Origin of the sequence: Xenorhabdus sp. KK7.4 (assembly GCF_963876465.1) — a bacterium.
In the GTDB taxonomy this organism is placed as follows: domain Bacteria; phylum Pseudomonadota; class Gammaproteobacteria; order Enterobacterales; family Enterobacteriaceae; genus Xenorhabdus; species Xenorhabdus stockiae.
The window spans coordinates 110,115-133,252 of record NZ_CAWNQF010000144.1 but is presented as its reverse complement, the minus strand read 5'-3'; the positions used below and the strand labels follow the sequence as shown (position 1 = coordinate 133,252).

The 23,138-nt window shown below is 42.8% G+C and carries 17 protein-coding genes and 2 tRNA genes; 6 read left to right on the top strand and 13 right to left on the bottom strand.

Annotated elements, in window-relative coordinates:
• The first annotated feature begins 45 nt into the window (after positions 1-45).
• Complete coding sequence (locus tag AACS90_RS22340; RefSeq protein ID WP_099121572.1) at positions 46-1,062, top strand: lipoate--protein ligase A; 1,017 nt, start codon at positions 46-48, stop codon at positions 1,060-1,062.
• Positions 1,063-1,143: 81 nt separating this feature from the next.
• Here AACS90_RS22340 and AACS90_RS22335 read toward each other — a convergent pair whose 3' ends face one another.
• A complete protein-coding gene (locus AACS90_RS22335; protein ID WP_099108175.1) occupies positions 1,144-1,509 on the bottom strand; it encodes a helix-turn-helix domain-containing protein in 366 nt (121 codons plus the stop codon).
• Positions 1,510-1,916: 407 nt separating this feature from the next.
• Here AACS90_RS22335 and AACS90_RS22330 point away from each other — a divergent pair, with 407 nt between their 5' ends.
• Positions 1,917-2,534, top strand: a complete 618-nt coding sequence (locus AACS90_RS22330) for a hypothetical protein (RefSeq protein WP_099121571.1) — start codon at positions 1,917-1,919, stop codon at positions 2,532-2,534.
• Positions 2,535-2,620: 86 nt separating this feature from the next.
• Here the strand turns inward: AACS90_RS22330 and AACS90_RS22325 are convergent, their stop codons facing one another.
• The 7 genes from AACS90_RS22325 to ppsR all read right to left on the bottom strand — a co-directional run bounded on the left by AACS90_RS22325 (position 2,621) and on the right by ppsR (position 10,873).
• Positions 2,621-3,406, bottom strand: a complete 786-nt coding sequence (locus AACS90_RS22325; protein ID WP_370630587.1) for a heme ABC transporter ATP-binding protein — start codon at positions 3,404-3,406, stop codon at positions 2,621-2,623.
• An 8-nt stretch (positions 3,407-3,414) separates the two neighbouring features.
• Entirely contained in the window at positions 3,415-4,416 is a 1,002-nt protein-coding gene (locus AACS90_RS22320) for a FecCD family ABC transporter permease (protein WP_099121569.1), read from the bottom strand.
• The gene (locus tag AACS90_RS22315; protein ID WP_099121568.1) at positions 4,413-5,231 is read right to left on the bottom strand and encodes a heme/hemin ABC transporter substrate-binding protein; all 819 of its coding nucleotides are present in this window, start codon (positions 5,229-5,231) and stop codon (positions 4,413-4,415) included. The genes AACS90_RS22320 and AACS90_RS22315 overlap by 4 nt, the downstream gene beginning before the upstream one ends.
• Positions 5,228-6,301 (bottom strand): hemin-degrading factor, encoded by a 1,074-nt coding sequence (locus AACS90_RS22310; RefSeq protein ID WP_099121567.1) that lies wholly within the window; start codon positions 6,299-6,301, stop codon positions 5,228-5,230. Before AACS90_RS22310 ends, AACS90_RS22315 begins: the two co-directional genes overlap by 4 nt.
• A 55-nt stretch (positions 6,302-6,356) precedes the next feature.
• On the bottom strand, positions 6,357-8,432 hold the full coding sequence (locus AACS90_RS22305; RefSeq protein WP_099121566.1) for a TonB-dependent hemoglobin/transferrin/lactoferrin family receptor: 2,076 nt from the start codon (positions 8,430-8,432) through the stop codon (positions 6,357-6,359).
• 370 nt (positions 8,433-8,802) lie between these two features.
• Positions 8,803-9,849, bottom strand: a complete 1,047-nt coding sequence (locus AACS90_RS22300; RefSeq protein ID WP_099121565.1) for a 3-deoxy-7-phosphoheptulonate synthase — start codon at positions 9,847-9,849, stop codon at positions 8,803-8,805.
• A 160-nt stretch (positions 9,850-10,009) separates the two neighbouring features.
• Positions 10,010-10,873 carry a posphoenolpyruvate synthetase regulatory kinase/phosphorylase PpsR gene (gene ppsR / locus AACS90_RS22295; RefSeq protein WP_193757170.1) on the bottom strand — a complete coding sequence of 288 codons (864 nt, stop codon included), beginning with the start codon at positions 10,871-10,873 and terminating at the stop codon, positions 10,010-10,012.
• Between the two features lie 236 nt (positions 10,874-11,109).
• Here ppsR and ppsA point away from each other — a divergent pair, with 236 nt between their 5' ends.
• Positions 11,110-13,488, top strand: a complete 2,379-nt coding sequence (ppsA, locus tag AACS90_RS22290; RefSeq protein ID WP_099121564.1) for a phosphoenolpyruvate synthase — start codon at positions 11,110-11,112, stop codon at positions 13,486-13,488.
• Positions 13,489-13,991: 503 nt separating this feature from the next.
• On the opposite strand, the gene ydiK is transcribed toward ppsA, so the two are convergent.
• A complete protein-coding gene (gene ydiK, locus AACS90_RS22285) occupies positions 13,992-15,059 on the bottom strand; it encodes an AI-2E family transporter YdiK (protein WP_099108165.1) in 1,068 nt (355 codons plus the stop codon).
• Between the two features lie 206 nt (positions 15,060-15,265).
• Here ydiK and ydiJ point away from each other — a divergent pair, with 206 nt between their 5' ends.
• The 3 genes from ydiJ (at position 15,266) to AACS90_RS22270 (ending at position 19,943) form a co-directional block, all read left to right on the top strand.
• Entirely contained in the window at positions 15,266-18,334 is a 3,069-nt protein-coding gene (gene ydiJ, locus AACS90_RS22280; protein WP_099121563.1) for a D-2-hydroxyglutarate dehydrogenase YdiJ, read from the top strand.
• Positions 18,335-18,405: 71 nt separating this feature from the next.
• Entirely contained in the window at positions 18,406-18,762 is a 357-nt protein-coding gene (locus AACS90_RS22275; protein WP_241538214.1) for a hotdog fold thioesterase, read from the top strand.
• 116 nt (positions 18,763-18,878) lie between these two features.
• Entirely contained in the window at positions 18,879-19,943 is a 1,065-nt protein-coding gene (locus AACS90_RS22270; protein ID WP_099121562.1) for a L,D-transpeptidase family protein, read from the top strand.
• A 79-nt stretch (positions 19,944-20,022) separates the two neighbouring features.
• Here AACS90_RS22270 and AACS90_RS22265 read toward each other — a convergent pair whose 3' ends face one another.
• From AACS90_RS22265 to AACS90_RS22250, 4 genes are all read right to left on the bottom strand, one after another.
• Positions 20,023-20,262 (bottom strand): major outer membrane lipoprotein, encoded by a 240-nt coding sequence (locus AACS90_RS22265; protein WP_099108162.1) that lies wholly within the window; start codon positions 20,260-20,262, stop codon positions 20,023-20,025.
• Between the two features lie 511 nt (positions 20,263-20,773).
• A complete protein-coding gene (gene pykF / locus AACS90_RS22260; RefSeq protein ID WP_099121561.1) occupies positions 20,774-22,183 on the bottom strand; it encodes a pyruvate kinase PykF in 1,410 nt (469 codons plus the stop codon).
• A 515-nt stretch (positions 22,184-22,698) separates the two neighbouring features.
• Positions 22,699-22,775: transfer RNA gene (locus tag AACS90_RS22255), tRNA-Val, on the bottom strand.
• A 34-nt stretch (positions 22,776-22,809) separates the two neighbouring features.
• Positions 22,810-22,886 (bottom strand) — tRNA-Val (locus tag AACS90_RS22250).
• Positions 22,887-23,138 lie beyond the last annotated feature (252 nt).

Genomic DNA, 23,138 nt, shown 5'->3' with positions numbered 1-23,138 from the left:
TTATGATATCCTAAGGCATTGTTTTTCTTTGTCTGGAGACAAGTAATGTCTAGATTACGGTTGCTGTTGTCTGATTCTTATGATCCCTGGTTTAATCTCGCTGTTGAAGAGTGTATTTTTCGGCAAATGTCACCAGAGCAGAGTGTTTTGTTCCTATGGCGCAATGCCAATACAGTTGTCATAGGGCGTGCGCAAAATCCGTGGAAGGAATGTAATACGCGGCGCATGGAGCAGGATGGTGTAAAGCTAGCCCGGCGCAGTAGTGGCGGTGGTGCCGTTTTTCATGATTTGGGGAATACCTGCTTTACCTTTATGGCTGGTAAGCCAGCCTATAACAAAGAGATTTCTACTCAGATTATTCTGGACGGACTAAAAAAATCAGGTATTCATGCGATGGTTTCTGGTCGTAATGATCTGGTTTTATCATCTCCGGAAGGAGAGCGTAAAATTTCAGGCTCTGCATATCGGGAAACTAAAGATCGCGGATTTCATCATGGGACGTTGCTGATTAATGCAGATTTGAACCGCCTTGCTAATTATCTCAACCCTGATCCTAAAAAATTACAGGCGAAAGGCATTACTTCTGTTCGTTCCAGAGTGGCAAATCTGTCAGATTTGTTGCCAGACATTACGCATGAAAAAGTATGTGCAGGGATCACCGATGCGTTTTTTGAGTATTTTGGTGAAGTGGTAGAGCCGGAAATTATTTCACCGCAGGCGTTACCAGATTTACCCGGTTTTGTTGATGTTTTCAAGAAGCAAAGTAGCTGGGAATGGAACTTCGGGCAGGCCCCCGCATTCAGCCATACACTGGATACCCGGTTTTCTTGGGGGGGTATTGAGTTGCATGTTGATATTGAGCATGGAGTTATTAATCGTTGCCAAATTTTCACTGACAGTCTTGAGCCCGCACCATTTGAAATACTGGCAAAAAAACTGGCAGGAGTGCTATATCAGCCTGAAGCTGTTGAGCAGATAATTCAGGCTATCAGAGAGCAATACCCCTTACTGGATGCAGAGTTACAGCAATTTTCATATTGGTTGATAAATGAACTGAAATAGAAAAAATAATTGGCAGAGGTTAGCCCTAAAAGAAGGTCAACAACAGGGAAGTTGACCATAAAGAATGATAATTACTATGAGTTATTCTTCGCAAAATAAGAATGTCTTTAACTCAGGTAATTTGCCATTTTCTCGGAATTTAGCCGGTGTGGTATTAAAGTGCTTTTTAAAGATCCGTGTAAATGTAGCCTGCGAACTGAAACCATATTGCAGGGCGATATCCAGAATCGGCAAGTCATCTTCGTGTAACGACTTGGCGGCTTCATGAAGGCGGCGCCGACGTACATACTGACCCAATGTACAGCCTTTCAATTCCTTAAAAATGCGTTGTAAATGCCATTTTGAATAACCACTTTTATGGGCAATGGCATCTATTTTAATACCTTCAGTCAGTTGAAGCTGGTTTTCTAACCATTTAACAATATCGTTGATAACACTTTCTAACATATATACCTCCCACTAATGTGGGCTTGTGCTAAAAAAGAGTGATATACAAATGATAATTAATATTATTGGAATGGCTCATTTTAATAATATATTTTATCGCGTATACGCAAAATGTGCGATCTTAAATTAATAAGGATTAATTATATTTAATCCCTGATTATACCTCCGGATATTTTTTTCTTCCGTTTTCACTTAGCACTATTTTTCATATTGGACAAAATAGAGGCGAATATTTTATTTGATACTGCCTGAAAGGCATTTAAGGGCATGGAAAGTATAAAATATATTTCCGAACCAGATAAAATCAGCTTCTGCACTCATTACTGGGTGCTTTTTTATTGTAGGGATATGTGATTTTTTGTGTGGTTTTGTTTTGAATTTGTTGTTTTTCTTGGTGGGTATTTAGCATGTTTATCTTTTTAGCCAAAAAATTGATGTTTTTTATTTTATATGCATTGGTGATAGCGGGAACAACGGGTTTGTTATTTTTAGATGTTAATTATTTACATAACAATGTACAGGAAGAGTCACTGACAGAAATTTTTCAGGAGCTTTCTCTAATTATCATTGCAACTTTGCTGTTTTATGAAGCAAAGAGAAATTCGAAATTACGGACATCGCTTATTTTGATGGCTGGCTTTTTTAGTTGCCTGTTAATCAGAGAGCTGGATGTATATTTTGATGTTATTTTCCACGGAGCATGGGCGTGGTTTGCTATTCCTCTGGCTTTGCTCTGCATCAGTTACGCTGTCACGCAGGGTTCTAAAACTCTTGTTGGGCTTGTGCATTTCACCCGTCATCAAAGTTATTCAATGATGATTTGCGGGCTTTTATGCGTATTAGTATTTTCCCGCTTGTTTGGTATGGGGGCACTCTGGCAAGAGCTAATGGATGAGCATTTTAATCGAGCAGTCAAAAATATGGTGGAAGAAGGTTGTGAAATGTTGGGTTATGCTTTATGCCTGATAGCGACATTTTGGTATCTACCATCGGCTCGCCAACAACGGCTGATGGATATGAAGTAATTCTTCCCTGATATTGCATATCCGATGTGATTATTGAGGCAATTTTTGCTGATATTTGCAAAAGTTGCCTCTAGAAAGGAAATAAACTATTGACGGAGATAAATCTGTGGCTGATGAGTTTCAGGATGTTGCATAACGCCTAAATCAGCCCGATACCATTGTTTAAGAATATCGTCACGCAGAACATCTTGTGGTGTACCTGAGGCGACTAATTCTCCTTTATGTAACAGGAGAATTTTATCTGCGTAGAGTGCAGCCAGATTCAGGTCATGCAATACACAACAGACAGCCAGAGGACGCTGCCGTGTAAGGTTATGAACAAGCCGCAATGTATGCTGCTGGTGGTAAAGATCCAGTGCTGATGTTGGTTCATCCAAAAACAAGCAAGATCCTGTAGGCTCTGGGTGCCAGAGCTGAGCCAGTGTTCTGGCCAACTGAACCCGTTGCTGTTCTCCTCCGGATAGTTGTTGGTAATTACGATGTTTCAGCTCTTCACATTCGGTCAATGCAATCGCTTCATTGATAGCCGTTTTCTTATGGGTGCTTTCATGGGGAACACGCCCCATCGCAATGATTTCTTCAACACTAAAAGGAAAGGAAAGCGAGCTATATTGCCGCATTACTGCGCGAATACGAGCGAGTTTTTGCGGCTCCCAGTCAGCAAGGGAAGTGCCCTGTAACAGGCACTCTCCACTGGCTGGTGAAACATAACCTGTTAACAGCCGTAACAGAGTGGATTTACCTGCACCGTTAGGCCCAATAATTGCAACAACTTCCCCCTGATTAAGAGAAAGAGACACATCCTTGATAATTTGACGTTGCCCGATGAAATAGTTCAGGTTTTTAGCTTCGAGCAAACTTTTTTGCATTATTGGCTCCATTACAAACGGCCCCCTGATGGTTTAAGAATTAACCATAAAAAGTAAGGCGCACCGATTAAACCAGTGATAAGGCCGACCGGCATTTCAGCGGGGGCCACCAGTGTTCTGGCTAATGTATCCGCAGTTAATAACAGGCATGCTCCACCTAATGCAGAAATTGGCAGTAACCATGAGTGATCGCCACCAAAGCGCAACCTGACAAGATGGGGAATGACAAGGCCGATAAAACCAATAACACCGCTCAATGCCACAGCGCAGCCAATCAGTAGGGCACTCAGTAGAAGTAACTGAAACTTAGTCCGTTGAACATTAATGCCTAAATAGTGTGCTTCTTCGTCTCCTAACTGAAGGAGATTCAGTTTTCGTGACTGACTGAGCGTCAGCAGGCAAACCGGAATAATAATAGAAGCGGCAATAATCAGTGTTGGCCATTCAATCTGGTTTAATGAGCCCATCATCCAAATGGTGAATTGCCGTAATTGCTGATCATCACTGATATAGCTCAATACACCGATAAACGATGCGCACAGAGTATTAATGGCAATACCGGCAAGCAGCAATTTTGACATATTGCCGTGGTTGTATTTATTGAGCGAAAAGATCAGGAATGAAACCAGTAAGCTGCCGATAAAAGCAGCAATGATATGGGCGTATAATGCAATACTCGCAGGTAAGGAAAGAGGCACAACAATAGTCAGTGCCACTGTCAGTGCTGCACCACTGCTGATCCCCAATAGCCCGGAATCAGCAAGAGGGTTGCGGAATAGCCCTTGCATGACAGCACCAGACATAGCCAGCGCACTTCCAACCAGAATAGCCAGCAAAATGCGCGGAAGGCGAATGTTTAACCAAATCTGCCAGTGTGGGTCCTCCAAAGAGGACTCCCACAGTGTTTTAAAAGAAAGAGGCAATGCCCCCATGTTGGCTGAGCTGATTGCCAGAATAAACAGCAATACAGTCAGTAACATCAAGCCAAGGCTGGGGGATTGAGAACGACTCATTGCACTTTCTCCGCAGCCTCACGGACTTTTTTCATGACAGCGGGTGTCTCGATACCGAATCCGAGCAGGCCCATTTCATCCACAACGACGACCTGTTTTTTCTTGCCAGCGGGCGTGAAACTCATTCCCGGAAGTTGCCACAGTTTATCCATTCCACCCAAAGTCTTCAGGCCATCAGTACTGATTAGCAGCAAGTCAGGCTGGCTGGCAATAACACCTTCCTGAGACAGAGGACGGTATCCATTGAATCCCTGCATGGCATTTTGAGCACCAATGGCGTGAATAATCTGATCTGCCGCCGTTTTCTGACCGGCAGCCATTGGCATGATCCCGCCGTGACTCATGACAAACATGACTTTTGTTGGGATCTCTGACGTGGTGATTGTAGCCAGCTGCTGCTGATATTGAGTGATTAGCTCTTCACCACGTTTTTCCTGTTTGACCGCCTTAGCGACGGTCTTAATTTTTTCAGGAACGGCTTCTAACGAGGCTTTGCTTGTCACTTTAATGACTTTTACACCGGAATCTTCTATTTGCTTGAGTGCCAGAGAAGGTTGAGCCAGTTCGCTTGCGATCACCAGTGATGGTCGCATAGACAGAACGCCTTCTGAGCTCAGCATGCGCATATATCCCACATCAGGAATTGAAAGTATTTCCTGAGGATTTTTGCTGGTACTGTCTCTGGCAACAACATGCTGCCCTTCACCCAGTGCAAAAACAATTTCAGACACATCACCACCGATTGTGACAATACGTTCAGCAGAGAACGCACTGGCAGAGATGGTAAGCATAAATGTTAGAAGCCACTTTTTCATGCTACACAATTTTCCTTTTCTGGTTGCAGTTTAGGCAGAGCGGCAACCTGATCACGCCATTGTGCCTGCTCAGGAGTACCTTCAGTACGCTGACCATACAATTGGGCGATTTGGTTACCTTCAGCATCAAACAACTCAAGGCTGGTGACGAAACCATCTGTTGTTGGTTTACGTGTGATCCAGCTTTCAGCGATAGCACTTTCAATCAGATGCAATGTGAAATTGCGATTAAAAATGTTAGCCCACTTCTGGGAAGAGTTTTCTTCCTGATAAGGCATCAAGCGCTCCAGTTTACCAGTAAAAATCTGGATACAACCGCGGTTGCCGACGAAGATCATAATTTCATTTTGATCTTTGTGTGCAACTTCAAGGATCTGAGTCAGAGCGGAGTTATCTACACGATATGCCAGATCATCGTTGACAGCATTGAAGATTTGCTGACGGTTCAGATTATGGCGGCTCATCATAATGAAGAACTGGTGAACGTCAGTCATTGCACGCCATTCTTCATCCAACTGCACTTTCAGTTGTTCAGTCATTTCTGCATATTCAGGGGATTTTGCCGGTTGAACTTCCAGAGCAGAGTTTTCTTCTGTCTGGTATTTTTCAATCAGTGCTTCCCATGCAGCCATATCTGTATTAGCGGTGGTGTACACTTTGTGCAACGCATCACCCTGACGGTCAAAGAACTGAACGCTGTGACGCAGACCGTTTTTCGCTGGTTCTACCAGATAGAAAACACTGCTCCAGTGATCGAAAAATACACGCAAATCAAGTTCACGTGGATTGAGGATCAAGCCAACATGTTCGCTGAACTTGGTATTCTCGTAACGACCAACCTGCTCATGAACTGCGAAGTCATTACGGGTAATGGCTTTGGTTTCACCAACAGTTGCCAGTTCTTTCAGCAGAGTAGGAGCATCAACGTTCAGACGTTTCGCGTCGATACCGACACGACTGTGCAGTAATTCTCCTTCGCTGACATTAAGATAAGCCGCCAGATCGCGTGCATATTTGGCTTTATTATCTGCTTTTGCCTGTTGGTAACGTTCATAAAGTGACTGATTCACAGTTGCTAGCTCCTTAAAAAAATGGGGTATAGTTTAAAAATAGTACTTTTATTATTTACCATTGGTAGCTGATGAACAGTTTGGCATTACGGCCACTCTGTGGAGCACCCAATGTTGAGTAATATTGCTTGTCAAAAGCGTTGCCGAGCACGACAGAAGTTGTGACACCTTTTAGCTGGTTTTCGCCGTGGTAGCTGATATAGAAATCATTGACACCGTAGCCTGACTGTTGAGAAGCATTTTTCTTCCCATTTTTATCTTTAAAATTAGTCTGGCTAGTGAATTTACCTACCCAGCCAATAGATACGCCGGTATCAGAAAGAGGGATATCTAATGTGCTGGTTACGGTATCCGGGCTTAGCTCATCAATAGATTTGCCAGTTTGTCCATCTTTACCTGTGGTTCGGTTATAAGCCAGATCCCATGAAAACCAGTCAGTGCCATAATTCATTGAAACATCCCAACCCCAGATTTTGGCGTTAGGAATATTCACAGAGGTCGTAAAAAACCCTTTTTTGGTTTCTACGAACGTATTGATATAATCTTTTGCTTTGGTATCAAAATAACTGGCTTTGAATTTAAGGTCGTCGTTGGAAAGCAACAAATCATCGAAACGTAACCCAAACCCATATTCCTGAGTTTCGTTGCTTTCAGGGCGCAGATTAGGATTAGGTTTCCAGTAATTTGTTAGGGTGAAAGAGCCTCTTTCTGTTTTTTTATTGATAGAGAAATGCTTAGAGTCGTTATACATTTCTCCCATGGTCGGAGAACGGAATGCCTGAGAATAGGAAGCAAACAGCATCGACCAGTCTGTAGGAGTGATACTGATAGCGCCTTTTGATGACCATTTGTCGGCACTAATATCTTTATACTTATTATTTTTGTTATCGTTTGAAGCCTTGTAATTGTCATAGCGCGTACCAACGACAACTGAAACAGGCAGATCACGAATAGTTATTTCATCCTGTACCCAGCCGGATGCGAAACGGATATCTGCTTTTGGAAAACCGTTTATATTATCGCTGCTTGGTTTTTGTTTCTGTTTATAAACTTCAGTGCCATAAGTAAATTGATGAGCAGAAAAAGGCATTGCACTCAAATGAGAACGGTTTTCCAGTTTTATACCTAAAGTTTCTTGTCTGCGGCCTTCAAAGCCTTTTTCTTTCGTTTTGGTATTGATAGCGATATCGGAATAATAAATATCATTTCTCAGATCCAGCCAGTTATACCCCGATGGATTCAGTTTATAAGTCAGCTGCATATCACGTTGTGCTGTTGTGCGATCAGCCAAGACGTTATCGCTATGGTCATTAATATCCTGTGGATCTTTCGGCTCATGAGCTTTGTTGCGGTAATAACGTAATTCACCACCAATTGACTGGATATCATCAATTTTCCATGTGCCTTTCGCCATCACATTGCCGATGTTTTCATCGTTTCGACCTTTTACACCACCGCCATAGCGAATATTGCCAACATCGCGGGTACTGAAAGTAAACAGGCCATCAAGATTCTCAGTTTTACCAAAGGCTGCGGCTCCAAGCCCCCAGCTGTGATCTCCCGTTCCCGCACGGCTGAAAACACGAAAACCGCTATTTTGTCCTTCCTGTAAGAGGTCTGCTGCATCAACTGTCTGATAGGCAATCACACCACCTAGTGCACCACTACCGTAGAGCAGGGCGGATGGGCCACGAACGATTTCAACCTGTTTAATCAGCGCCGGATCAAGAAAAACACCATTAATATGCCCGGTATCAGTTCCCTGACGAACACCGTCAACCAGCATTAAAACCCCTTTTTGGGAGTAACCACGCAGGCTGATATCCTGCCCGTTAGCGCGCCCGTAATCAGCGGCATTAATCCCGGGGACTTTACGCAGTAAATCGTTAGCATTACCTGCAACTTTGCTGCTGGCTGAATTCCCTTCAACAACTGTTACCATCATTGGTGCTTCAAAACTATCACGCTGATTGCCTGTGGCATAAACCGTTATCGTGTCTTTATGCTTACTTTTTTCTACTGTATCTTTTTTGTCAGCTGAGATAGTGGCTGCGTGAGCAGAAGACAATCCTGTTAAAATAACAATACTTAATGCAGACAATTTCAGGTTTGGTGGCTGAATCCGGGACATGCAAGTTATCTCCATGATTTAATGGTGTTTTAAAACATACGAGTGGTTTTAATCCCATGACATGAATATGCCTTCTTTTCAGGATTATGATTAAGTCAAAATAAGATTTTGTTTAAGGTTGAACCACGATGTAATGCCAAAAGGATCTGCTGTTGCAAAGGGGTAATGTGATAGTACGGGTAGTCAGTTAGTATTTTCATAGCCAATATGAACAATAATTATTCTAATATTGAGAATAATTATCGTTTCTATGATGATTAACTTCAAGCTATTTTTTTATATAAGGAAGAATAGGTAGCTAAATGTTTTTTCAAGGGATATGGCTTCCATTATGCACAGAAGCCTAAAAGAGATACTAAAGAAGAGGTATTTAACACCGTTTTTTAGCTGATTCGGCCAGTATATGAAGGAACTCTTCTGTATCTTGCCAGCTAAGGCATGGGTCAGTAATCGATTGTCCATAGGTCAGAGGTTCTCCCAACATAATTTTTTGGGAACCTTCAACTAAAAAACTTTCCGCCATAACACCAGCAATGGCTGTTGAACCAGAATGGATCTGCTGGCTGATATCTCTGGCGACATCCAGTTGCCGACGGTGGATTTTCTGGCAGTTACTGTGGCTGCAATCAATGATCAGCCTTTCCGGTAAGCGGAACTCACGCAGTTTCTGACAGGTTGCGGTAATATCTTCAGCGTAGTAATTAGGTTTTTTTCCGCCCCGCATGATAACGTGCCCGTAGGGATTTCCACTGGTTTGGTAAATTGTCATCATCCCGTCTTTATCCGGTGACAGGAACATATGTCTGGCACTTGCTGCACGTATTGCATCAATCGCAATGTGAGTATTGCCGTCAGTACCGTTTTTAAATCCGACAGGGCACGAGAGGGCAGAAGCCATTTCCCGATGGATTTGGCTTTCAGTTGTTCTTGCACCTATAGCGCCCCAGCTAATTAAATCCGCAATATACTGCCCGGTCACCATATCCAGAAATTCTGTCGCGGTAGGCATTCCCAATTCATTGATATTAATTAATAAATTGCGCGCAAGTGAGATCCCTTTATTGACTTGACAGGAACCATCCAGCATAGGGTCTGAAATTAATCCTTTCCAGCCGACAACAGTCCGCGGTTTCTCGAAGTAGGTTCTCATGACGATTTCCAGACTATGCTGATATTTTTCACGCAATACTTGCAGGCGTGATGCATAATCAAGAGCAGCATCGGTATCGTGAATAGAACAGGGACCGATAATAACCAGTAAACGTTGATCGTTACCAGTGAGAATGGCTTCAATGCGTTCTCGTGACAGCGTCACATTTTGGCGTATTTTTTCTGATATCGGATACTGTTCAGAAAGGGTTTTAGCTGTTATCAGCTTATCAATAGAGCGGGTTCGTAGCTCATCTGTTTTGTACATATACTTTCTCGAATTCTACTTCATTTTGAGGCGCAGCCTGGCGTGATGGAAATTACAATAACTCAGCCTCCGATAAATTCAACAAAACATTAATGTCAATTTAAGCGAAACGCTTGTGTATGAAATTTTAATGATGCCTGAATTATGCTGATTCTTTGGGTCAGAACATACGCCGTTTCAGTCCCATACTGTCAATAATCTTGGCTGAAATCTCTTCGACAGAATAATTGGTGGTATTTAAGTAATTAATCTTATTTTTACGAAATAGAGCTTCAACTTCAGCAAGTTCGATACGACATTGTCGTAATGAAGCATAACGGCTGTTTTCTCTGCGTTCTTCACGGATAGCAGCTAGCCTCTCGGGGTTTATTGTCAGGCCGAACAGCTTATGCTGGAACGGCTTGAGCCCGGCAGGGAGTTGTAAGTTATCCATATCATCATCAGTGAAAGGGTAATTTGCTGCCTGAATACCAAACTGCATGGCAAGGTAAAGGCTGGTAGGGGTTTTTCCACAGCGTGAAACACCCAGAATAATCACTTGTGCCTGATCGAGATTACGCAGTGAAATGCCATCATCGTGTGCCAGAGCATAATCAATGGCTGCAATGCGGGCATCATACTGACTCAGGTTTTTTTTAGATAAACCGTGTGTACGGTGTAGCTCTGGTTTTGGTTCCAATCCTATTTCCTGCTGCAATGGTGCGACGAGAGTCTGGACTATATCCAGACAAAAGCCGTCACTGCTGGTAATAATATTTTTAACCTCGCCGGAAATTATGGAATAAAAAACCAGTGGTCTGATATTTGTGGCCTGATAAAGATTATTTATCTGGTTTCTGATTTCTTCGGCTCTTATTTTGCTGGTGACGAAGGGTAAGGTATAAGACGTCATCGTAATCGGAAATTGAGATAATACAGCATGGCCGAGGACTTCTGCTGTAATTGCTGTACCGTCGGAGATGAAAAAGACACTACGCTCCAGTGGTTCATTTTCCTGATTCTGCGGGAATGGGATCTCTATCATTGTATTTTCTTTTATTAGTGGGTAGGTGGATATATTACAATATTAGCTGAATCGTTTTTATTGCAAATAACAACTACAGATAGTGTTTTGGATTATACCTGTAAAAAAATAATATTGCTGGGTTGATCGATTCACCTTTCCATATATAGCAATACATTGTGCTAGGCTATTTCCTGCTGTAAAGAGCAGCACTAATTTTCCGATTTGTACCTCCGAATGTAAAAAGGATAGTTTCAATGTCCAATAATGGCCTCACCCCATGTAATGTACTTTGGTATAACCAACTAGGCATGAATGATGTTAATCGGGTCGGTGGTAAAAACGCCTCGCTTGGTGAGATGATCACCAATCTGGCCGACCTTGGTGTATCTGTTCCCAATGGTTTTGCTACAACAGCACAGGCATTTAATGATTTTTTGGAACAAAGTGGTGTTAATCAGCGTATTTATCAATTATTGGATGAAATAGATGTTGATGATGTCAATCAATTAGCTAAGGCTGGTGCACAGATCCGTCAGTGGGTGATTGATACGCCATTTACAGCACAACTGGAAAAAGATATCCGGGAAGCTTACTTGCAACTGTCTGAAGGTGAGCCTGATGCCTCTTTCGCTGTCCGTTCCTCCGCAACGGCCGAAGACATGCCGGATGCCTCTTTTGCAGGGCAACAGGAAACTTTCCTGAATGTACAGGGTATTGATGCGGTGATGGTTGCCATTAAACATGTCTTCGCATCTCTCTTTAATGATCGTGCTATTTCCTACCGTGTCCATCAGGGTTATGACCACCGCGGCGTGGCACTGTCAGCAGGTGTACAGCGGATGGTACGCTCTGATTTGGCATCATCCGGTGTCATGTTTACGATTGATACTGAATCCGGTTTTGATCAGGTTGTGTTTATTACATCTGCCTATGGTTTAGGTGAGATGGTTGTGCAGGGCGCAGTAAATCCTGATGAATTTTATGTGCATAAACCTACATTAAAAAATAATCGCCCAGCGATAGTTCGACGTAATCTGGGCTCCAAAAAAATACGTATGGTCTATGCAGACAGCAAAGAACACGGTCAGCAGGTTCGGACAGAAGATGTTTCTGAAGCATTGCGTAATTGCTTTTCTCTTGCCGATAATGAAGTCGAAGAATTGGCAAAGCAGGCCCTACTGATTGAAAAACATTATGGTCGCCCGATGGATATTGAATGGGCGAAAGACGGGCATAATGGTCGACTGTATATTGTACAGGCGCGCCCTGAAACAGTCCGTTCCAATCAGCAGGTGATGGAACGCTATCAGCTTAATGAACAAGGCAGTGTGCTGGTGGAAGGCCGTGCAATCGGGCACAAAATCGGTATTGGTACAGTTAAGGTTATTCACAATCTCAGTGAAATGGATCGTATTCAGGTCGGCGATGTGCTGGTGACAGACATGACTGACCCGGATTGGGAGCCAATCATGAAAAAAGCAGCAGCGATTGTGACTAATCGTGGAGGGCGTACTTGTCATGCTGCTATCATTGCCCGTGAACTGGGTATTCCTGCTGTTGTGGGTTGTGGCGATGCAACAGAACGCCTGAAAGAAGGCGAACTGGTCACGGTCTCCTGCGCAGAAGGGGATACGGGTTTTGTTTATCGGAATAAACTGGATTTCAGCATCCAAAGTTCGCAGGTTGATGAGCTGCCAGAATTGGATGTTAAGATCATGATGAACGTTGGTAATCCGGATCGTGCATTTGATTTTGCCTGCCTGCCGAATGAAGGTGTGGGGCTGGCGCGTCTGGAATTCATCATAAACCGCATGATTGGCGTTCATCCCCGCGCACTGCTTGAGTTTTCTGAGCAATCTCCTGAATTACAGGCACAGATTAAATCTTTAATGACAGGCTATGATGATCCTGTTGAATTTTATGTTGGACGCCTGACTGAAGGTATTGCCACGCTGGCCGCTGCATTCTGGCCTAAACGCGTCATTGTCCGTTTGTCTGATTTCAAATCGAATGAATACGCAAATCTGGTGGGTGGAGAGTTCTACGAACCGCATGAAGAAAACCCGATGCTTGGTTTCCGTGGTGCCGGTCGTTATGTTTCTGACAGTTTCCGTCAGTGTTTTGCGCTGGAATGTGAAGCAGTCAAACGGGTACGTAATGTTATGGGATTAACAAATATTGAAGTCATGATCCCGTTTGTACGCACAGTGGCGCAGGCCGAAGCCGTTGTATCAGAGTTGGCATCACAAGGCTTGAAGCGTGGTGAAAATGGGCTGAAAGTCATTATGATGTGTGAAATCCCATCAAATGCGTTATTAGCAGAACAATTTCTCGAGCATTTTGATGGTTTCTCTATCGGCTCAAATGATATGACTCAATTGGCATTAGGCTTGGATCGTGATTCAGGTGTTGTCTCCGAATTATTCGATGAACGTAATGATGCGGTGAAACAATTACTTTCTATGGCTATTCAGGCGGCCAAGCGTCAGGGAAAATATGTTGGTATTTGCGGTCAGGGGCCTTCAGATCACGAGGATTTTGCCGAGTGGTTAATGAAAGAAGGAATTGACAGCTTATCATTAAATCCTGATACAGTGGTGAAAACCTGGGTTTCTTTAGCAGGAAATAATTAATAACCATCTAATTCAGACATAAATTAAAAAGCCTGTTAAAAATATTTTCAGGCTTTTTCCTTTATAACACGATCTTTTTTAATGCGAGTGGTATTTTATATAATTCCAACGGGAATTTTTTCCAAAAAAAAAGCCTATCATGGGCTGACAGGCAAAGACTACACACAGCAATATATATTACTTCACACATCTCAGTTTGTGGCGTATACAAACTAAGACTGCTATTCATGGGAAACATAGTTTCGATGAAATGAATACTAATTTAATAAATCAGTTTATTCATTAAGAATTCTCTTAATAAATCAGAATTGGAAAAACAAATTTAAAAAGCAACTTTCTCGTAACAAGTTTTTTGAGATTATTTACTGATGGAATGAATATGTATTTTTTATAGGCACGAGATAATGCATTTACTTTAATGATAATTGCGCGGAAAAATAATTTTCCGCGCTTTGTGTTTTATTATTGCATATGAACTTTTTTGAAATACTGCTTAGTGACTTCTATTTAATTTCGGGTTTGGGTACTTCATCCATCCATGCCAGTAATAGGCTGTAAGAAACAGCCAGTACAACCGGCCCGATAAATAAACCAATTACGCCCAGCGAAAGTATGCCGCCAATGACGCCAGTAAGAATTAAAACCATAGGTAAATCGGCACCCAGACGAATAAGGAAAGGCCGAAGAACACCATCCATAGTGACCAGAATTAAGCTCCAGACCACTAAAATTGTTCCCAGAGTTGTTTCACCTGTCCAGTACAGCCAGATAATAGACGGAATAAGAACTAACAGAGGGCCTAACTGTGCAACGCAGAGTACGAACATCAGAACAGTCAGAACCATAGCATAGGGAATACCTGCAATTGCTAACCCAATACCGCCTGCGATGGCCTGCACAAGGGCAGTTACAACTACACCAAGAGCAACAGCGCGGATAGAACGTGCAGCCAGTACAACAACCGCATCGCCTCGTTTACCTGCCAGCCGGATAGCGAAATGGCGAATTCCCTGCATCACATGTTCACCTTTCCAGTAAAGTAGAACACTGAACAGCACCATTAAGGTCAGGTGGAATAAAAACCGGCCAGCATTGGCAGCCTGAGCAAAAAACCATGTGGCTGCTTTTCCGATATAAGGCGGAATTTTAGCCATGAGCATATTACTGCCCTCAGAGATGATGTTCTGCCATTTAATATATAAATCCTGACCGACGACCGGAATTTTATTTAGCCATTCCAATTGAGGTAGGTGCATATTGGATGGAGATTTTGCCCATTCAATGAGTGGTGCACTGTTTTCCAGCAGGTTGCTAACCAATAATGCAATGGGAATAACAAATAATAAAATGAGCAGTAACGTCATAATGGAAACTGCTATCCAACGTTTTCCCCATAAACGTCGCTGTATTTTTTCCATTAGCGGCCAAGTTGCGATAACCACCATTCCTGACCAGATGAACCCTAAAACAAATGGACTTAAAACCCAAAAGCTGGTTGTAATGAGCAGTAAAATGAAGAACAGTACAAATAGCAGCTTGGGTAAATCCTGATGTGGTTGCGATTTTTCCATGAAATGATTTCTCTCGGCGATTAAAAATACTGTCGGGATCCACAATGGTAAATAAATATAACGTTATTTCACATGTTGCTCAAAACTGGCAAATATTGTGATATTGTTAAAAGCCTGCCTGTTCAGATCCCTGTCTGAACCCGACAATGAAGGTAGTATATAACTATAGCAATGTGGACAATTATTAGAAAAGGGGCAATGAGCCAATGATCCCACGTATACCACAAGCCCCCCGAGTCAGTGAACTGGTAAAGGAATATTTGACTGTACTGAAGGAAGCCGGTTTTACAGGCGATACTGCCAGCAATTACGCTGATCGACTCACTATGGCGACAGATAATAGTATTTATCAGTTGTTACCACAAGCGGTTATCTTTCCCCGCTCAACTGCTGATGTTGCACTGTTGGCAAGAGTTGCGGGAGAAAAGCGCTTCCATTCGCTGACATTTACCCCCCGGGGAGGCGGAACGGGTACGAATGGGCAGGCACTCAACAATGGCATTGTTGTGGATATGTCCCGTTATATGAAAAGAATTCTGGAAATTAACCCGGAACAAGGGTGGGTTAAAGTTGAAGCCGGAGTTATCAAAGATCAGCTCAATCAATATCTAAAGCCTTTCGGTTATTTTTTTTCTCCTGAATTATCAACAAGTAACCGTGCCACATTGGGTGGAATGATCAATACCGATGCATCCGGTCAGGGGTCGCTGGTGTATGGAAAAACGTCAGATCATGTACTTGGCGTCCGGGCTGTTTTACTGGGTGGGGAAATGTTTGATACCCGCCCAATGAATACAACATTGGCGGAATCGATTGCGAAAGAAAATTCAACCGTCGGGCATATCTATAACACCGTACTCGAACGCTGTCGTGAACAACGGGAATTAATTCTTGAAAAGTTCCCAAAACTTAATCGGTTTTTGACGGGGTATGATTTACGCCATGTCTATAGTGATGATCTGCAATCTTTTGACCTGACACGCATCTTAACGGGCTCTGAAGGTACTCTGGCTTTTATTACCGAAGCAACGCTGGATATTACGCCTTTGCCAAAAGTCAGGCGGCTTGTAAATGTAAAATATAATTCTTTTGATTCAGCTCTGCGTAATGCTCCATTTATGGTTGAAGCTAAGGCACTTTCTGTTGAAACTGTGGATTCTAAAGTTCTCAACCTTGCACGGGAAGATATCATCTGGCACTCAGTAAAAGAGCTGATTACCGATGTGCCTGATAAGGATATGCAAGGGCTGAATATTGTTGAATTCAGTGGCAATGATGAACAGCAAATTGATCAACAGGTTAGTACGCTCTGCCAGCGCCTTGATGAACTGATGGTGAACAATCAGGCCGGGATAATCGGTTACCAGACTTGTCACCATTTAGATGATATTGAACGCATTTATGCGATGCGAAAAAAATCTGTTGGTTTACTTGGCAATAGTAAAGGTGCAGCCAAACCCATTCCATTTGTGGAAGACACGTGTGTTCCTCCTCAGCACCTTGCTGATTATATAGCTGAATTTCGCCAGCTCTTGGATAGCCATCAGCTTAATTATGGTATGTTCGGCCATGTGGATGCAGGTGTTTTACACGTGCGGCCTGCATTGGATATGTGCGATCCTCAGCAGGAAATGCTAATGAAGCAGATTTCCGATGAAATAGTTCATCTGACGGCCAAATATGGTGGATTATTATGGGGGGAACACGGAAAAGGCTTCCGGGCAGAATATAGCCCCGCTTTCTTTGGTGAAACCTTGTACAATGAACTGCGTCGGATTAAAGCTGCATTTGATCCGCTTAACAGGCTGAATCCGGGAAAAATCTGCCCGCCAATAGGCATTGATGCTCCCATGATGAAGGTTGATGCGGCCAAGCGAGGCACTTTTGACAGAACGATCCCTGTTAATGTCAGAAGCACATTCCGTGGAGCAATGGAGTGTAATGGCAATGGCCTATGCTTCAATTTTGACGTTAAAAGCCCGATGTGTCCTTCAATGAAAATCAGCCAGCATCGGATCCATTCACCCAAAGGCCGGGCTACTCTTGTCAGGGAATGGCTGCGGCTTTTGACGGAGCAGGGGGTTAAACCTGAATTACTGGAGCATGGGCTTGGCCAGTCGCGTCCCAGCCTGCGTGGTTTGATTGAAAAAACACGTTATAGTTGGCAGGCATGGCGGGGAGAGTATGATTTTTCACATGAAGTAAAAGAAGCGATGTCAGGCTGTCTGGCCTGTAAGGCCTGTTCGACACAATGCCCGATTAAAATTGATGTGCCATCGTTCCGTTCCCGTTTTCTGGCTTTGTATCATAGCCGTTACTTACGTCCGTTGCGTGATCACATCGTCGCTAACGTTGAAGACAGTACTCCATTAATGGCAAAAGCACCCCGCGTATTTAATTTCTTTCTGCGGCAGCCATGGGTGCAAAAACTCAGCCAGCATACTATTGGTATGGCTGATCTACCTCAGCTTTCCTATCCGACATTACAGCAGCAATTGGCAGGACACTATGCGGTGGGAACGACACTGGAACAGCTCGAAACCTTATCTTCATCTCAGCGTAAACAGCATGTACTTATTGTTCAGGATCCTTTCACCAGTTACCACGATGCAAAAGTGGTAACTGATTTTGTGCGACTGGTTGAGAAACTGGGATATCAGCCAGTGTTGTTACCGTTTTCTCCCAATGGAAAAGCGCAACACGTCAAAGGTTTCTTAAATAAGTTTGCTAAGACAGCCCGGAAAACGGCTGACTTTCTGAATCGGGCGGCACAATTGGATATTCCGATGGTGGGTGTCGATCCGGCCTTAGTTCTGTGTTATCGGGATGAATACAGGGATATTCTCGGTGAACATCGGGGTAATTTTAATGTCCAATTAGTTCATGAATGGCTGGTTAATATATTGCCAGAAATTATTCCAACAGAAAAACGTGACAATGTAACACCTAGTCATGACTGGTATCTGTTTGGTCACTGTACAGAAGTGACAGCATTACCTAACAGCGGTAAACAGTGGAGTGACATCTTTCACCACTTTGGCGATAATTTAAACAGCGTCAACGTGGGGTGCTGTGGTATGGCTGGAACGTATGGCCACGAAAAAAATAATCTCGAAAACTCGCTGGGTATTTACCGGCTTTCATGGGCGCCAGCATTGAGCAACCTTGCTTTGGAGCATTGCCTTAGCACCGGTTATTCATGCCGTAGTCAGGTGAAGCGCATAGAAGGAAAAGTACTTAAACACCCATTACAAGCTTTATTGGAGATAGTGTAGTGATTCAGAAACAACAAATTTGGAAACGTAGCGCAGATGTCAGCATGCTAAATCAATTGAGAAATGACTGCATGCTAGAATATGTTGGAATAGAAATAACCCGTCTTGGTGATGATTTTCTTGAAGGCACAATGCCGGTTGATCAACGAACTAAACAGCCATTCGGGATTTTGCATGGTGGGGCATCTGTGGTGTTGGCAGAATCACTGGGTTCACTTGCTGGCTATCTTTGCTCTGAAGGTGAACAGAAAGTTGTCGGTGTAGAAATTAATGCGAATCATATTAAAGCCGTGCGTGATGGTATAGTTAAAGGAGTCTGCAAAGCAATCCATCTTGGACGTTCTCATCAGGTCTGGCAGATTGATATTTATAACGGACAGCAACAATTATGTTGCACATCTCGTTTGACTACAGCGATATTGTTCTAATATTTGGTATATAAAAGCAGTTTTCTTAGTTTTTATTGTGGCAAAGGGGGGTAAAATAGCCTTATGTGAGGCTATTAATTAACCACTGGCATTCAAATATCATTGAGGAAGTGTGTATGAAGCGATTTTTGACTTTTATCAGTACTTTCTTGATCGGCATGTTGTCGTTCTGCGGGATAGCTAATATGGCTTATGCGGTGGAATATCCGCTACCACCTGCTAACAGTAGCCTGATTGGTGAGAATTCCATCTATGTCGTTCCTAATGATGGACTTCCGCTGGAAGCCATAGCCGCTAAATACCAAATAGGTCTGTTGGCGATGTTAGAAGCCAATCCTGGTGTTGATCCGTATTTACCTAAACCCGGAACTAAGCTGGTCATTCCATCACAGATGTTGCTTCCCAATACTCCCCGCCAGGGTATTGTTATTAATCTGGCTGAAATGAGGCTCTATTATTATCCGAAAGGGAAAGATAGTGTCATTGTGTATCCAATCGGCATCGGGCAACTTGGGCGCAATACGCCAACAATGACAACCTCAGTCAGCCAGCTTATTAAAAATCCCACATGGACGCCTACTGCAAATATTCGCAAGGATTATGCGAGTCGAGGGATTATTCTGCCTGCTGTAATACCTGCCGGGCCAGATAACCCAATGGGTGATTTTGCTTTGCGTCTGTCAGCCGGGCGTGGAGAATATCTGATACATGGCACTAATGCCAATTTTGGTATTGGCATGCGTGTTAGCTCCGGTTGTATACGTTTACGTCCTGATGACATTAAAGCGCTTTTTCACAATGTTCCAAGAGGAACCCGTGTTCAGATTATTAATGAACCGATCAAATATGCAGTAGAACCGGATGGAAAACGCTATGTTGAAGTTCATCAGCCGTTGTCAAAAACAGAAGCGGATGATCCTCAGACCATGCCAATTAAGCGCCCGGAAGGGTTATCAAAATTTATTGGAAACAAGGGAACCAATGTTGTTTTGGTCGATCAGGAAATTATTCGTCGTTCTGGAATACCAGTAGCAGTAAATGAGAAAGGGCTTTCATCCAGCCACAGGGAAAAAGAGATATCACAGTTAGTGGAGGAACGTGAAGACGACACTCTGAACGTTCAGCCCGTTAAACTACCTCCGTTGAATCAGCCCACACCAGTCTATCAGACTAAGTCGTGACCTAAGCTGTAGATAATCCAAGATATACATAAAGAATGGCGTACTTATTAAGTACGCCATTCTTGAAAATGCTACAAATTTATTTTTTGTAGGAACGAACTTGGTTGTCAAGACGTTGGTTAGCACGAGCTGCTTCGTCTTTAGCTGTTTGTACATCAGAACGCATTGAGCCAACTTCGTTGCTCAGTTGGTCAACTTTGGAACCCAAAGTTAGAACCTGAGAAGAAAGCTGGTCAACTTTTTTAGCCGTGCTTGTACAACCTGCTAACATCGTAGAAGCGAGAATTACTGCGCCAAGTACAATTTTAGTACGATTCATCACAATACCCTCTAGATTAAGTTAATCTTCAAGTAGCTATCTAATTATTACACAAACTTTTTTAGAAAGAGAATAAATTTTGTCCGGATAAACAAATTCTACTGTTTTTCGCTCTAAAATAAGTTAATAATTTTTAGATAACTACAATAAAACGGTAATGAGAGGAATAATTAAATCAGAAAAATCTCAAACATTACGTGATGTATCTTCCAGTTTTTCACTGTACTGATGTAATAAACCAACAATATCCCATTGCCTATTTTATTATTTTGACACATTTTTATCTGGCAGAATCCGTGGGTTAAGTGAGTAAAATGCTTTAATGATGCGTATTAACGTCAATAATTTTAAAATAATTAGTGTATTTATTATACATCTTTTATTCCTGTTTTTGCGCTTATTACAGGAGCACATTTTTTTATTAGCGGTAGGAGGGACAAAAATATGGAGGGATTATTTATAAGCGCAGATCGCTCAATTAACGAGCGATCTGCTTTGTAATCAAAAATAATTACAGTACATGAACAGAAGATGTATTTGTTGTGCCGCTTGGTACTAATGCACCGGACACCATCACAATGATATCACCTTTACTTGCCATACCGCTGGCTAATGCAGCTTCTTTACCGATACGGTAAAAATCATCAGTAGAGGCAATTTCTTTGACTACCTGTGTAGCAACACCTTTAACCAGCAATAACTGACGGGCAGTGATTTCATTGGTAGTTAATGCGAGGATCCGTGCATTAGGGAAGTATTTACGCACAGATCTTGCGGATTTACCGCCATAGGTTGCAACAACGATCAGAGGGGCTTCCAGTTTTTCCGCAATTTCTACTGCGCCACGGCAAACCGCTTCAGTTACACGTAACTTCTGTGTTTTGGTATTTTCAATCCGGCTGCCCATAACGCGATCTGTACGTTCACAGATAGTAGCCATGATGGAAACGGCTTCAACTGGATATTTTCCTTTCGCACTTTCACCAGAAAGCATTACTGCGTCAGTTCCGTCCAAAATTGCGTTGGCAACATCACCAGCTTCGGCACGGGTAGGGCGTGGATTTTTGATCATGGAATCCAGCATCTGAGTCGCAGTGATGACAACTTTACGTGCAGAGTTACATTTCTCTATCATCATTTTCTGCGCGAAAATGACTTCTTCTACCGGGATTTCAACACCCAGATCACCACGGGCAACCATGATACCGTCTGAGGCTTCCAGGATCTCATCAAAATTGTTCAGGCCTTCCTGGTTTTCAATTTTGGAAATAATCTGGATATGTTCACCACCATGAGCTTTCAGGTGTTCACGAATTTCCAGAACATCAGAACGCTTGCGGATGAAAGAAGCAGCGATAAAGTCAACACCCTGTTCACAGCCAAAGATGAGATCCTGCTTATCTTTTTCTGCCAGCGCAGGCAGGTTGATAGAAACGTTCGGCAGGTTAACGCCTTTGTTTTCGCCTAAGTCACCGTTGTTCAGAACTTCACAGATAACTTCAGTGCCGGTGATCTCTTTTACTGTCATGGCAATCAGGCCATCATCGACCAAAACTGTATTACCTACAGATAAATCAGCTGGTAAGCCTGAATAGGTTACGGCAACGCGCTCCTGATTGCCGATAGTGGATTGATCAGTTGTAAAGGTGAAAGTCTGGCCAGCTGTCAGGGAAACATCGTTGCCATCTTCCAGCTTCATGGTACGGATTTCAGGGCCTTTAGTATCCAGTAAGATAGCTGCTTTTTTACCGGTTTTTGCAGTGACTGCGCGGATATTTTCAATACGCTGACCATGTTCTTCGTAATCACCGTGAGAAAAATTCAGGCGCATAACGTTCATGCCTGAGTTAAGCAGTTCGGTCAGTTTTTCTTCGGATTCAGTTTTTGGCCCGATAGTACAAACAATTTTGGTTTTTTTCATGACAATCTATCTACTACTGGTTTTAATGGATTAAAAAGAGTGTATTACCAACCATTGACATTATATGCCAGTGTCACTTGGCTCTGTTAGTCTGGCATTTTAAGTTGCGCAACATACATGGAAAACGGATGGCAGAAAAGTGTCAATTGGTTGTTTTTCATCAAGCCAGGCATGTATTAACCATGAGGATTTAGAGCGATTAATCATCTGCAATTTTTTCTGGATTCGGTAAATTAATTGGCTGAAACCATTCAACTAATGACAGGGCCGTATTATAGAGGCTAATTTCTGTGAAATGAATCAAAAAGTGATTCTTGAAAAAATTTATCTGAAAAGAATAAAAAATGAGCATATTCATATCAGAAAAATCAGAGAGTTGTTGCGCAACAGTGAAAAAATAATTTTTAGTAGCTTGAATATTGTGGATGGAAAAAGTGTTCTTATAAAGAATTCGAGTGGTTATTAGAAAAATAGTGAAGGTATTAAAGATAATAAAACGGAGGATATCAATTGTATGGTGCGTCCGAGTGGACTCGAACCACCGACCCCCACCATGTCAAGGTGGTGCTCTAACCAACTGAGCTACGGACGCACATAAATTTTAGTTGCTATGCCTACCATATATTTGGTGCGTCCGAGTGGACTCGAACCACCGACCCCCACCATGTCAAGGTGGTGCTCTAACCAACTGAGCTACGGACGCAATCTAAATTTCTATGGGTGACAACGGGGACGAATATTAACGATCGCTGAGCTATCTGGCAAGGGAAAAAATGCAAATTCGTGTTTGATTGCTCGCAATTACATCTTTTAGTCTGAATTTGCAGCTTTTTCCCCTTGAGATATTAATTTAATGTAACCTGAATTCTGGATAAGAAATTGACGAGAGGCCTGTTCCACGAGCAAAGTTTTGGTGAAAGCCTAAAACGACTCCGGGGAGGAACAGGCCATGGAC

What these genes read in the sequence shown, in the direction of transcription:
- AACS90_RS22320 (WP_099121569.1), bottom strand. Translation starts at nt 4,416, where the DNA reads ATGAGTCGTTCTCAATCCCCCAGCCTTGGCTTGATGTTACTGACTGTA.
- ppsR (WP_193757170.1), bottom strand. Translation starts at nt 10,873, where the DNA reads ATGATAGAGATCCCATTCCCGCAGAATCAGGAAAATGAACCACTGGAG.
- AACS90_RS22335 (WP_099108175.1), bottom strand. Translation starts at nt 1,509, where the DNA reads ATGTTAGAAAGTGTTATCAACGATATTGTTAAATGGTTAGAAAACCAG.
- ppsA (WP_099121564.1), top strand. Translation starts at nt 11,110, where the DNA reads ATGTCCAATAATGGCCTCACCCCATGTAATGTACTTTGGTATAACCAA.
- AACS90_RS22315 (WP_099121568.1), bottom strand. Translation starts at nt 5,231, where the DNA reads ATGAAAAAGTGGCTTCTAACATTTATGCTTACCATCTCTGCCAGTGCG.
- pykF (WP_099121561.1), bottom strand. Translation starts at nt 22,183, where the DNA reads ATGAAAAAAACCAAAATTGTTTGTACTATCGGGCCAAAAACTGAATCC.
- AACS90_RS22270 (WP_099121562.1), top strand. Translation starts at nt 18,879, where the DNA reads ATGAAGCGATTTTTGACTTTTATCAGTACTTTCTTGATCGGCATGTTG.
- AACS90_RS22305 (WP_099121566.1), bottom strand. Translation starts at nt 8,432, where the DNA reads ATGTCCCGGATTCAGCCACCAAACCTGAAATTGTCTGCATTAAGTATT.
- ydiJ (WP_099121563.1), top strand. Translation starts at nt 15,266, where the DNA reads ATGATCCCACGTATACCACAAGCCCCCCGAGTCAGTGAACTGGTAAAG.
- ydiK (WP_099108165.1), bottom strand. Translation starts at nt 15,059, where the DNA reads ATGGAAAAATCGCAACCACATCAGGATTTACCCAAGCTGCTATTTGTA.
- AACS90_RS22330 (WP_099121571.1), top strand. Translation starts at nt 1,917, where the DNA reads ATGTTTATCTTTTTAGCCAAAAAATTGATGTTTTTTATTTTATATGCA.
- AACS90_RS22340 (WP_099121572.1), top strand. Translation starts at nt 46, where the DNA reads ATGTCTAGATTACGGTTGCTGTTGTCTGATTCTTATGATCCCTGGTTT.
- AACS90_RS22300 (WP_099121565.1), bottom strand. Translation starts at nt 9,849, where the DNA reads ATGTACAAAACAGATGAGCTACGAACCCGCTCTATTGATAAGCTGATA.
- AACS90_RS22265 (WP_099108162.1), bottom strand. Translation starts at nt 20,262, where the DNA reads ATGAATCGTACTAAAATTGTACTTGGCGCAGTAATTCTCGCTTCTACG.
- AACS90_RS22275 (WP_241538214.1), top strand. Translation starts at nt 18,406, where the DNA reads ATGCTAGAATATGTTGGAATAGAAATAACCCGTCTTGGTGATGATTTT.